Genomic DNA, 12828 nt, shown 5'->3' with positions numbered 1-12828 from the left:
TTTTTTTTAGTTTTTTTTAGTTTTTGCTTACAGATCAAATTTTATTCCTTGTGCCAATGGTAAACTAGTAGTATAATTGATTGTATTGGTTTGTCTTCGCATGTATACTTTCCATGCATCAGACCCAGATTCTCTTCCTCCTCCGGTTTCTTTTTCTCCTCCAAAAGCGCCGCCAATTTCAGCGCCGGAAGTTCCTATATTTACATTTGCAATACCACAATCAGAACCTGTAACGGATAAGAACAGTTCAGCTTCTCTTAAATTATTGGTCATTATTGCCGATGATAATCCTTGCGCAACACCATTTTGAACAGCAATCGCATTCTCAACAGTTCCTGAGTATTTAAGCAAGTATAATACAGGAGCAAAAGTTTCATGCTGTACGATTTCGAATGAATTATCTGCCTCAGCAATTGCAGGTTTTACATAACAGCCGCTTTCATATCCTTCGCCAGAAAGTATACCGCCATCTACTAGAATTTTACCTCCTTCGACAACTACTTTTTCAAGAGCATAATTATACATTTCGACAGCTTGTTTGTCAATTAACGGTCCAACATGATTGTTTTCATCCAAAGGATTTCCAATACGTAATTGTTTGTAAGCCGACACGATTGCATCTTTTACTTTATCATAAATGCTTTCATGAATAATTAATCGACGTGTAGATGTACATCTTTGACCTGCAGTTCCTACAGCTCCAAAAACTGCACCAATAACGGTCATTTTAATATCAGCATCCGGCGTTACAATAATAGCATTGTTTCCGCCCAATTCTAATAACGATTTTCCTAAACGTCCTGCAACAGTCTGTGCGACTATTTTACCCATGCGAGTAGAACCTGTCGCAGAAATTAACGGAATACGGCTATCATTTGTTAGTATTTCACCAATTTTATAATCGCCGTTAATCAAACAGGAAATACCTTCAGGAAGATTGTTTTCTTTGATAACCTCGGCAATAATATTTTGACAAGCAATTCCGCAAAGAGGTGTTTTTTCAGATGGTTTCCAAACGCAGACATCACCGCAAATCCAAGCCAGCGCTGTATTCCAAGCCCAAACGGCTACAGGGAAATTAAACGCTGAAATTATCCCAACAACCCCCAAAGAGTGGTATTGCTCATACATTCTATGTCCTGGACGTTCTGAATGCATGGTTAAGCCATGAAGCTGACGTGAAAGTCCTACGGCAAAATCGCAGATATCGATCATTTCCTGTACTTCGCCATAACCTTCCTGCAATGATTTTCCCATTTCATAAGAAACCAGTTTACCTAAAGCTTCTTTGTTTTTACGCAGTTTTTCTCCAAACTGACGTACGATTTCACCACGTTGAGGTGCCGGCATTACTCGAAATGTTTTGAAAGCAGTTGTTGCGGCCTCCATTACTTTTTCATAATCTGCAGCTGTCGAAGTTTTAACTTTGGCAATTAACTGTCCGTCAACAGGAGAATAGCTTTCTAGTAGTTCTCCGTTCGAAAAATGGTTTAATCCTGTTGAGGTTCCGTCGTTAATTTCTTTTATGCCTAATTGGTCTAAAGCTTCTTTTATTCCAAATTGTAATTCTGTTGTTGTCATTTTGACCTTTTTTGATATGTTATTCAACTTTTATCGGACATTAAAAAAGTTGATTTATTTGATAATGTAGATTGCTGTAAATCAATCTGAATATTATGATTTTTGCAGTTTAACATCTGTACTCTCAAATATTTTATCGGCAGATGAAGCAACAAATCCTTGATATAATTCTCCGTTTGACATTGGATAACGAAGTGCAAATTCATAGTAACAAGATGGAATTTCTAGAGCTCCTTCTTCAAAATCAATTGTATACAAATCAGCCAGTGTGCTCGATTGCTCTAATAATTGTTCTGGAGTACCTTTAATTTTCCCGCCAGATTCGTTTAATTTCCAACCGCTGTTTTCTAAGAAAGTGTTCAGCTCTTCTAATGTTTCAAAATCTTTTAAAGCATTTGTATTTATAGTAAAGTGATTGGCTCTAAATCCATAAACATACATCCAGGCCGCATATTCAGATTCGCTCAATAATGATTTATAGATTTTCTGAGAATCTGCTTTCCAAACAGAACCGCTTAATACTAATTCAGGATTCTTGAATGTATCATCGTCACAGCTGTTCAAAATGTCTTTTACAGTTTCCTGTAATTCAGCAGAACATTTTTCTAATTCCAGTTCAGAAATAAAAATTCTCGGTGCATCTTTATCTGTAGCATGTTCATAATGCTTGGCAAATAATTTTTTGGTTTCAAAATTGTATTCTCCTTTTGCTTCGTAACCAACATTTAAAAATGGTTTTTCTAATACCTCTATATTAATACGTTTATCATTAAAAGTTCGAATTGCGATATGGTCATTTTTTATTACTTCACCTTTTTCTTCTAATAATTCATGAATTTTTTTTGCTGATGGAGTGATAGCAGCATACTGCTCCCATAGTTTTGTAAGTAATTGATCTTTATTCATTTTGGTTGTGTTAAAAATGTGTGATTATGACACAAATCTATATAAAACGATGTTATTATAACACTGTGTGTACGTGATTATTAATAATTAGACATTTTGTGATTGTTTTTTTGTAATTTTGACACTTTAAATGCTGGAATCAGCTTTAGAATTGTCAAAATAGTATAATCAATCCAAAAAAATGAGCCATGGCAAGCATAAAAAACAATGAAAATACTGACTATTTAGATAAAGAAATCATCAAAAAACTTAGTGAAAACGGAAGAGTGCCATTTTCTGATTTAGCTAAAGAATTAAACATATCAAATTCGCTCGTACATTTGAGAGTCAGGAAATTGCAAGAGTCTGGAATTATTACCGGATTTTCAGTAAAACTGAATGCCAAAGAACTTGGTTATGAAACGGTTACCTATACAGGAATTGTTACTAAAGAAGCCCGTTTTTCTTACTCAATTGCTGAAAAATTGAAAGAAATTCCTGAGGTAATTGAATGCCATTGGGTTTCTGGAAAATATGCTTTATTTATTAAAATTGTATCCTATAATAATGAAGAACTTCGTAAGATTTTATACGAGCAAATTCATCAAATTGAAGGTGTAGGAAGCACCGATTCTTTTTTCTCATTTGGTTCTGCCTTTGAAAAAAATGTGCCTGTATAATAATTAAAAAAACGCTCACTAGAGTTGCCTTGTAGAGACAAGTAAAAAAAGCAACACAGATTGCACTAATTGTCACTAATTTGTTTGTGAAATTAATTTCACAAACAAGATTGATCTATTAAAATTAGTACAATCTGTGTTCAAAATTGATTTATAAAAAATAGGGCTGAAGAAACTTTTCTTCAGCCTTATTTTTTAATTTAAGTTTGGTTGTTCTGTTAACCATCTTGTTAGTGTATTCATTATTTTGTCTTGATCTTGCTCTGAAAAGTTTTTTATTCTAGTGGCATGACTTCCGCCGGCTAAAACCATTTTTAAAGCATCAAGATTCGAATTAGGAGTAGGAGAACAAGACTCCCAAGTATCATAACCTCCATAAATGTATAGTATTTTGGAGCCTTTGTTTTCTACATAATCCCTCACTTTTTTAATGTATTTTGGATTATAGGTTATTTGAACATCTTTTGGTGCGAATCGATTGTTTGAAGTGCTTTTTACAGTCGTCAATAAGTCTTTAACAGGTGTAAAATCAAATCCATAATACCCTAGTTCGCTCATGTGTTGGTAGTAAGATGGCAATAGATCATAATAGTTTTTGTCGTTGTAATAACCAATTCCAACAATTTTGTTCATATAATCAAACAGTGCTTTTGATGATGCTGTGTTATCAGGAATGTCTTCACATTTTCCTCCCCATTGCCAGAACGAAAAAGGAAATTCAAGAACGCCATATTCTAGAGCCTCATCAAAAGAAACCTCAGTAAAAGTCATTTTTTCTTGGTCAGCATATGCTTTAATTTCTTTAAGAAGTGCTGCTCTGTTTTGTAATAAAGTGCGCTGAAAATCAATTATTTTTTTGCGACATTCAGCAGTTCCTACAGTTGCCAGATGCTGTTCGATTCTAGGATCTTCTTGAGTGTTTATTAAAGGAGCCACATATGGAACCGCAACATCAATATCATTAGGATATTTCGATTTGTAAATTAAAGTTGTTTCTCCGCCTTTACTAATTCCTGTCGAAATCCATTTCCCTGTATACAATTGTTTCAATTTTGTTACAATCGAGTGATAATCTTCGATCGCCTGATCATTTGTTAAATATTTCCATTGAATTGGGTTAGGTCTCGAGTTTCCATAAAAGCGATATTCAACAATTACCTGATTTGTATGTAATAAAGAACTCAATTCTGTTTTTTTATAACGTGCAGCATAACCTTCGGTTTCGATCACCATTGGACTTTTGAAATCTAAATGCGATAAATACACATAATGCTTAAAAGTGCCTTTTTTCGGATTGTTATGATCTAAAGGTTCGTTAAGAACTAATTGATACGACTCGCTAAAACCGTCAAGGTTTTTGGTTTTTGTAATAGCAGCATCAGGAAATAATTCTTTCAGTTTATTTTCTAAACCTGTCTGAGCTGCGGTTTCAGTTTGAGCAAAACTAGTCCAGAATGTTAAGGAAACAGTCAGTACTGCTAAAATGTGTTTTAACTTTTTCATTATTGTTTAAAATTGTTTTTTATAAAAATAAGGTCATAAAGTCTAATCAATTTGTACTATATTAACCTTAAGTTAGCATATGTTATCTGGTTTTGGGGTGAAATAGTATTATCATAAAATAATCTTCTATTTTTAGTAAAATTTCAACAAAATACATGGAACCAATACAACTTATTTCAGATCATTTCATTGAAGAAAAATGCAATTTTAAAGAACTTATAGAAAGACTTCGCGCTGGGTTTTCGACTTCGGCTATCCAAGTACCTATGCGTCATCATCACGATTATCCTAATCCTGCAGAAGAGAAAGATTCAACATTACTGTTAATGCCGGCGTTTCAAGCGGGTAGAGATTTAGGAGTAAAAATAGTAACTGTAAGTCCTAATAATGGTAAATACGATTTGCCTTCAATACAAGGAACTTACATTTATCTCGACGGGCATAAAGGAAATATAAAAGCAATTCTGGATGCAAAATCATTAACAGGAAAACGTACCGCAGCGACATCTGCATTGGCTAGCAGTTATCTTTCTCGAAAAGAGTCTTCATCTATGCTGATGATTGGTACAGGGGCTTTAGCTATAAATTTGATTCAAGCGCATGCAAGCGTCAGACCAATTAAAGAGGTTTATGTTTGGGGAAGAACTATAGAAAAAGCACAATTGGTTTGTGATGTACTCAAAAATTCTTCGTTTACCTGCAAGCCGGTTTCAACTGTAGAAGAAGCTATTTCTCAAGTTGACATTATTTCGGCTGCGACTTTATCTCCTGTTCCGCTTGTTTTTGGAAAATGGCTGAAAGCAGGACAGCATTTAGATCTTGTTGGCGCGTATAAAAAAGACATGCGTGAAGCAGATGATGAAGCCGTTTTAAAATCGAGCCTATTTCTGGATACTTATCAAGGCGGACTTAAGGAAAGCGGTGATATTTTGATTCCACTGACAAGTGGAATTATCACAAAAGAAACGATCAAAGCAGATTTGTTTGAACTGTGCAGCAATACAAAAACGGGCAGAACATCTGATACTGAAATCACTTATTTTAAATCCGTTGGACATGCTTTAGAGGATCTTGTTGCAGCTGGATATTTTTATGAAGAGTATAATTTAAAAACACAAAAAAATGTCTAAAACATATCAAAATATTTGTAATAATATTGATTATAAAGCAGAGGCAGATGTACTGCAAATAAAAACAATTGATATGCATACAGGCGGTGAACCTTTGCGCGTAATTGTTTCTGGTTTTCCAAAACTGAAAGGAAAGACTGTTTTAGAATACCGAAGAGATATAAAAGAAAACTTCGATTATTTAAGAACAGCATTGATGTTTGAACCTCGCGGTCATGCTGATATGTACGGTTGTATTTTGCTTCCGCCAAATGATGATGATGCCGATTTTGGGATTCTTTTTATGCATAATGAAGGTTACAGCAGTATGTGCGGTCATGCGGTTATTGGGATAAGCACTTTGGCAGCAAAAATGAATTGGATAACAATAAAAGAAGGGGAGAATGAATTGAAAATTGATGCTCCGTGCGGACGAATTTTATCGTTTGTTACCATTTTAAATGGTGAAGTAACCGGAGTGAGATTTCATTGCGTGCCTAGTTTTGCTGTAGGTTTAGATCGTATTGTAAATGTTCAGGGCGTTGGCGATGTTGTTTATGATTTGGCTTATGGCGGTGCTTTTTATGCTTATGTTGATTTGAGGAAAAATACGCATTTGAATTTTGGTTTAACCGAAGAAAATTACCGTACTATTATTCAAAACGGTGTTGATATAAAACATGCCGTAATGGATCAGGATAAAGAAATTCAGCATCCGTTTGAGGAGGATTTGAGTTTTTTATACGGCACTATTTTTATTGATGAACCGCTTGATATTTCTAATCACAGCCGAAACGTTTGTGTTTTTGCTGATGGAGAAGTTGATCGTTCCCCAACAGGTTCAGGTGTTTCTGGAAGAATTGCGATTGAAAAAGCGAGAAATGCTATAAATTTGAATGAATTTATTACGATAGAAAGCATAACAGGAAGTACTTTTACAGGATCTCTTGTTAGAGAAGAAAAATTTGGACCTTTTAAAGCTGTAATTCCGCAAGTAGAAGGAACTGCTTTTGTAACCGGAATAAATACGTTTTTAATAGATCCAAAAGATCCTATGAAAAATGGTTTTATACTTAGATAATTAAAAAGTGTAGTGTAATTGTTAAAAATTATTTAACACATAGAAACATAGGTTTGTTTTATTGGATAAAAGATTAAAATAAATGACATATCATTTACACATAGATGCTCTATGTGCATTCATGCAAAGTGAAACGCCTTTTCACGCGATAAGTAGCTATGTTTCTATAGTGCTGAAAGTAATCGCGCTCAAACGGGTTTAGATAATGTAATTAATCAATTTAAAAAAAATATATAAAATGACAATTGGTATAGGAGGCTCAACTGCTGCTGCGGAGTTAGAGAAAATAGAAAATATGACATTGGATGTAAAGCCAATTCAACCAGAAGAATATTTAGCTCGTTTAAAAAAGGCTGTCGCTGTTATGAAAGACAGCAATGTAAAAGTGCTTTATGTTAACGCAGGCACGAATCTTTATTATTTTACGGGAACCAAATGGAATCCGTCAGAAAGAATGGTGGGCGCTTTATTGTATGACGATGGAACACTGGATTATATTGTTCCAAAGTTTGAAGAAGGTACTTTTAAAAAATACATGCAATTAAACGGGAAAATTAATTGCTGGGAAGAGCATGAATCTCCTTACGCTTTGATGGGAGAATTATTGAAAAGTAAAAATATTATAAGTGGAAATATTGCAATAGACGAATCAGCTCCTTATTTTTTGGTTGATGGTGTTGTAAAAACAAATCAGTCATATACTATTATCAATGCACTTGCTATAACATCAGCCTGTCGTATGCAAAAATCGGCTAATGAAATTGCAATTATTCAAAGAGCAAAAGATATTACAATGGTGGTACAGCGTGCAGCGGCAAAAATATTACGACCTGGAATTACGGCTGCGGAGGTTACTAAATTTATAAATGAAGCGCACATAAAAGCAGGTGCTGTTGCTGGTTCTTATTTTTGTATTGTTTTATTTGCTGATGATACACAATATCCGCATGGTGTTTCTGTACCTCAGGATTTAAAGGAAAATGGAGCAGTTATTATTGATACTGGTTGTAAGCTAGAAGGATATATCTCAGATATTACAAGATCTTATTCCTACGGAACTCCGTCTGAAGAATATAAAACGATTTGGAATTTAGAAAGAGCAACGCAGCATGCTGCTTTCGAAGCTGCTCAAATCGGAGCGTCATGCGGATCTGTTGATGATGCAGCTAGAAAAGTATTGGCAGAAGCGGGCTTAGGTCCAGATTATAGTTTGCCGGGATTACCGCATAGAGTAGGGCACGGAACAGGTTTAGATATTCATGAATACCCATATTTAGTAAGAGGCAGTAAAATTGAACTTCTTGAAGGAATGGTGGTTAGCAACGAACCAATGATTTGTATTCCTGGAAAATTCGGAATTCGTCATGAAGACCATTTCTATATGACAGAAAATGGACCAAAATGGTTTACAAATCCAATGGAAAGTGTTGAAAATCCGTTTGGGTATTAATTAAATAAGAAACACAAATCCCATCTATTTATTCGAATCAATTCGTATAAATAGATGGGATTTTTATTTTAAGGTATTTATATAAAATTTAATAAGGTAATTGATCCGCCGGAATTCCTATGAAATCCGGATCAGGTGTGATTTCAAATTGTACAGCTTTAATATGAGTTTGATCTCGCTGCAAAGCTTTCATTATGCGGTGCATGCCATCCATTAAACGCCCATCGGCACATAAAATAATGGGATATTGTAAATCTACGGCATCTATAAGTTTAATATGTTCTAGAATCGCAGCACAAGTTGGCTGTTGATCTGAATCTTGAAACCAATAAGGTTCGTTAATCTCGTTTATTTCGCTGAGTAAAATATTCTTTATTGGAAAGTTTTTTGATAATTCTATTAATCGATGCACATCCCAAGCTTTTAGACCATCTTCGCTTGGGCGCAGATTGTATTGTTTTCTCATAGTTCTCGTTTGTTAGAAATACAAAGTTAGATAAAATGAAAAACCGCTGAAAGAATCTCTTTCAGCGGTTTTGTTTTTTTAGAATTGTATTCTAAATTATGTTTATGAGTTATAATTACTTAACGATTAGTTTTTTTCTCTGAGTGAAATTGCCATCAGTAAGTACTACGTGGTAAATGCCAGTTGGGAGATTCTTTAATGTATAACTCGATGTATTACGAACAGTATCAATTACGGCGCCAACATTATTGTAAATCGTGATTACAGCAGTTGCAATATTTACATTTTCAAAATTGAAATTTACAACATCAGTTGCTGGATTCGGGAACATTGAGAATGATTTTTTACCCATTAAAAGATCATTTCCTTCAGCTCCAGAAAGTGGCAGATTGATGTCAAGGTAATTACTCCAAGCGCTCGTTCCTGATGCATTTGCGGCTCTTACTCTGAATCGGTAAGCTGTTTCAGTTCCTTGTTTCGGAATCCATAAATAGTATGTAGTTGATGTTCCTGTAGTTGTCCATCCAGTTGCAGTTTTGTATAACTGTACTTCATAGCTTGTTGCATTAGCAACTTCTGTCCAAGAAGCATAGAATCCAGATGAATAAACTCCTGAGTTTCCAATATTTGTCGGAGTATTTAAAGTAACCGGATTAGGGTTTGAAGCTCCAAAAGTTACCGTGTAATCTTCAACTTCTCCATCGCCAATATTGTCGCAGGGTGTCGCAGGGTTTCCGTTGTATTTCATTACAATACGCATTCTCGTTGTTCCAGTTCCATCTGCAACTGTAAAATTACCAGTAACTGTGCCCGTTGACGAAAGTCCGTTGATTACTTTTTCAGAAGGTTCAAAAGTGTTGTTTTTGTTGTAATCAATCCAAATTCCCCAAGACTCTGAATAATTAGAGCCTGAAAAACCTGGTGTTAAGCTTACGGCAACACTTGTATTAGGTGTTAATGTTATGTTTTTAGAAGTATAATTTCCGTAACCCGAAGCATCTGCGCCAGATGTAGTAGTGAAACTTCCAATTGTAACATCTTTAATATACTCGTATGAGTTGCTTCCTTGTGCTGTGCAATAAGCAGATGCAGCTTCAATAACAGCAGTTGCTACATTCGAATAATCTGAAGAAACAGTATTAGCATTTGCCTTAACTCTGTATGTATACGTGTTTCCAGCAGTTAATCCTGTATTGGTGTACGTAACTACATTTGCTCCTAAGGTTGCAATACTGCTGTAAACACCATCTGCAGAAGCTCTTTCTACAATATATCCTGTCTCGTTAGTGGCATTATCTGCCCAAGTTAAAACAGCTTGAAGACTGGTTGAATTTGCTGCTGCAACTAAATTTGTTGGAGCGGCAACAGTTATTCCGCCTGTTGCTCCAGCAATAATAGCTTGATTAGGCTGTGTATTATAAGCAAATTCTGAAATCGTATAACCATCTCCGTTTGCAGTTACTTTTGCCTTAAACCATCCGTAGCAAGTTCTGCCTCTTCTGCTGTATTCAAAACCTACATAAGCCGTTTGATTGTCCCAAGCAGTGTAAGATGCGGTACGTAAATCTAATTGATTAGGATATGCGCCTGGAGCAGTAAAGTTACTTGATGCGCCTATAGATGTTCCTGCCGCAATTTTAGTAATGTTTCGCGTTCCAGTTTCAGCAACCAGTCGTTTGCCATACGTTTCAATTTTTAAAGCGTTCGCCGCATATTGCCATGCACCATACTCTGTATTGTCTCCAATTCCTAAATCAAAATATTGCCATACTGCTGCTGGTGAAGCAACATAATCTGGATTGTTCACATAATAGATTCCATAAGGAGATTCGAATTTTAAATTTATTGTTTTTGCAGCATTGTCTAGTGTTGCAATTCCGCCTGTAATTGCAGCATCTTTAAACGTTACAATTACCGCAGCATCATTAGCTGGTAAATGTGAACTTGCTTTTCCTGTAAAAGTAAGAGCCGCTTTTGAGTTGCTCTGCAAGGTTAAAACCGCTGTTAAACCTGCTGGAACGCCAGTAATAGTGTAGTCTGTATTTGCAGTAAAAGTTCCAGAGCTTTTTGTGAAAGTTCCATTGTTGGTTGATAACGAAATTACAGCATTTGTGGTAATGCCTCCATCATTAGCATCTGCTTCATACAAAGTATCAGTAGAAAGAACAACAGCTGTTTTTGGAGTCATTCCAGTATAAATCGTGGCTCCCGGCTGTGTATTATACGCATATTCAGTAATGCTGAAACCGTCACCGTTTGCGTCAACTGTAACTTTAAACCAGCCATAACAAGTTAAACCGTCAATAAGATAATCGAAACCAACATATCCTGTTTTTCCGTCCCAATTGGTGTAAGATGCTGTGCGTAAATCTAATTGATTTGGATAAGCACCCGGAGCTGTAAAATTACTTGAAGCGCTTATAGGAGAATTAGCAGGAAGCAGCGTAATGTTTCTCGTTCCAGCTTCGCACACTAATTTTTTGGCGTAAGTTTCAATTTTTAAAGCATTTGCAGTATATCTCCATGAGCCAAAAGCGGGATCATCGCCTTTGTTTATTTTAAACGCTTTCCAGGTTTGAGCTGCAGATGCTGTCGCGTCTGGCATATCGACAAAGTAAATACCATAAGGATCTACAAACTTAAAGTCGTAGTTTAAACTGGTACAAGTTAAATCTGCAGTTCCGCCTGTGAAAGCCGCAGGTAAAAATGTAATCGCCCCTTTTGCATTGTTGACAGTTTGATGATTTGCAGCATTTCCCGTTAAAGTTACCGTTAATTGTGAGTTTGAATTAACAGTGATTACAGGTATAATTCCTGCTGGAAAAGTGTGAGAAAAGTGAGTTCCAGAAGTCATTGTTCCCGATGAAAGAGCAAATGTTTTTCCGGAAAGCGTTACAATTGATGCGGTATCAAAAGAACCATTATTAGAGACAGCTTCTTTAAACGAACTCGTGTTTACTGTTAATAAACCTCCAGTCGAGTTTACTCCAGTGGCAATAAGATTGGCTGCCTGCCAAAGTGATTTTCTTGACGGATGTTCCAGTGCTGCAAGCATTCGGTCAATTTGTCCTTGAGTGTACATTTTGTAACAGCCTTGAGCACCATTGTACCCCATGTAGTTTTCATTGTTAACTCTATCTCCGTTGCAGTTTGTACCTTGAGTACAGGCCAAAGTATGTTTTCCGTCTTCAAGAGGAGTGTCGTCTACCTCATCAGTACCTGTACAGCCTCCTTCAAAAGTATGAATTAGGTTCAAAAAATGCCCGAATTCATGAGTAAGTGTAGCCGAAAATTCTGTGCTGTAGGAGTTGTCATAAAGATAAGCTCCATTAAAAACAACTCTCGCCGTATTACTCGCAGTCATTCCAGAATCAGGATACCACGCAACGCCCGAATTATTTAAAGCTCCATCTGCGTATAAATCGTTTTGAATGTAAACATTCATGTATTTTGTATTGTCCCAAGCATCGGCTGCAATTTGATCGTCGTAACCGCCGCCGTTACCAAAACCGTTTTTAGCAGGATGAAATACAACTCCCGAAGTACAGCCGCCGTTTGGATCGATTTTGGCAAGTTTAAATTCGATTTTTAGAGTGCCTCTTCTGGCTTGAAAAAAAGGGTCAACCGTTTGATAGTCGGCATTACGGCCGTTAAAATCATCATTAAGATGTTGTAAATGGTTTACTATTTTTTGATAAGTAACCGTTTTTCCGCTTTGAACATCGCCGTAAATGTGAAATACTACAGGGATGACATAAGAGGTTTCTGCCATTTTACCTGTTTTTGATTTTCTGGCTGCACTAAAGTTTTTACTAAAAGCATCAAAGTCTTGTTTTTCTTTTAGTGCATGAGGATTTGATTTGTAGATTTTTTCGTTCTCCTCGCTCGTCCGACAGGGAAGACCTTGAGCGCTCATTTTAAGCATCATAAGTAATGACGCGAATAAAAATAATTTTGTTTTCATAAATGTAGGTATTTGTTTAGTTGAACCAAAGATATTTTTATATGAAAAGACATACTTATACTATTTTATTCGGTTATGATATGAAATTATCTTAAAATTAGCTTTAAAA

General features: G+C 35.7%; 9 protein-coding genes. 4 read left to right on the top strand and 5 right to left on the bottom strand.

Annotation, left to right across the window (positions count from 1 at the left end; genetic code table 11):
- Window positions 1–27 precede the first annotated feature (27 nt).
- The gene (amaB, locus tag B0A75_RS09070) at window positions 28–1581 is read right to left on the bottom strand and encodes an L-piperidine-6-carboxylate dehydrogenase (protein WP_089053961.1); all 1554 of its coding nucleotides are present in this window, start codon (window positions 1579–1581) and stop codon (window positions 28–30) included.
- 93 nt (window positions 1582–1674) lie between these two features.
- Window positions 1675–2487 (bottom strand): DUF1338 domain-containing protein, encoded by an 813-nt coding sequence (locus tag B0A75_RS09065; RefSeq protein ID WP_089053960.1) that lies wholly within the window; start codon window positions 2485–2487, stop codon window positions 1675–1677.
- Between the two features lie 188 nt (window positions 2488–2675).
- Here B0A75_RS09065 and B0A75_RS09060 point away from each other — a divergent pair, with 188 nt between their 5' ends.
- Complete coding sequence (locus B0A75_RS09060; protein WP_089053959.1) at window positions 2676–3146, top strand: Lrp/AsnC family transcriptional regulator; 471 nt, start codon at window positions 2676–2678, stop codon at window positions 3144–3146.
- 195 nt (window positions 3147–3341) lie between these two features.
- Here B0A75_RS09060 and B0A75_RS09055 read toward each other — a convergent pair whose 3' ends face one another.
- Window positions 3342–4649 carry a S28 family serine protease gene (locus B0A75_RS09055; protein ID WP_089053958.1) on the bottom strand — a complete coding sequence of 436 codons (1308 nt, stop codon included), beginning with the start codon at window positions 4647–4649 and terminating at the stop codon, window positions 3342–3344.
- A gap of 155 nt (window positions 4650–4804) precedes the next feature.
- On the opposite strand from B0A75_RS09055, the gene B0A75_RS09050 reads away from it, so the two are divergent.
- The 3 genes from B0A75_RS09050 (at window position 4805) to B0A75_RS09040 (ending at window position 8289) form a co-directional block, all read left to right on the top strand.
- The gene (locus B0A75_RS09050) at window positions 4805–5779 is read left to right on the top strand and encodes an ornithine cyclodeaminase family protein (RefSeq protein WP_089053957.1); all 975 of its coding nucleotides are present in this window, start codon (window positions 4805–4807) and stop codon (window positions 5777–5779) included.
- The gene (locus B0A75_RS09045) at window positions 5772–6839 is read left to right on the top strand and encodes a proline racemase family protein (RefSeq protein WP_089053956.1); all 1068 of its coding nucleotides are present in this window, start codon (window positions 5772–5774) and stop codon (window positions 6837–6839) included. Before B0A75_RS09050 ends, B0A75_RS09045 begins: the two co-directional genes overlap by 8 nt.
- A 238-nt stretch (window positions 6840–7077) precedes the next feature.
- Entirely contained in the window at window positions 7078–8289 is a 1212-nt protein-coding gene (locus B0A75_RS09040) for a M24 family metallopeptidase (RefSeq protein WP_089053955.1), read from the top strand.
- An 88-nt stretch (window positions 8290–8377) separates the two neighbouring features.
- Here the strand turns inward: B0A75_RS09040 and B0A75_RS09035 are convergent, their stop codons facing one another.
- Both B0A75_RS09035 and B0A75_RS09030 read right to left on the bottom strand, forming a co-directional pair.
- Window positions 8378–8755 (bottom strand): hypothetical protein, encoded by a 378-nt coding sequence (locus tag B0A75_RS09035; RefSeq protein WP_089053954.1) that lies wholly within the window; start codon window positions 8753–8755, stop codon window positions 8378–8380.
- 115 nt (window positions 8756–8870) lie between these two features.
- Window positions 8871–12719, bottom strand: a complete 3849-nt coding sequence (locus B0A75_RS09030; RefSeq protein ID WP_089053953.1) for a M43 family zinc metalloprotease — start codon at window positions 12717–12719, stop codon at window positions 8871–8873.
- Window positions 12720–12828 lie beyond the last annotated feature (109 nt).

It is taken from the genome of Flavobacterium oncorhynchi (assembly GCF_002217355.1).
In the GTDB taxonomy this organism is placed as follows: Bacteria; Bacteroidota; Bacteroidia; order Flavobacteriales; family Flavobacteriaceae; genus Flavobacterium; species Flavobacterium oncorhynchi.
This window is presented reverse-complemented; position numbering and strand designations above follow the sequence as displayed.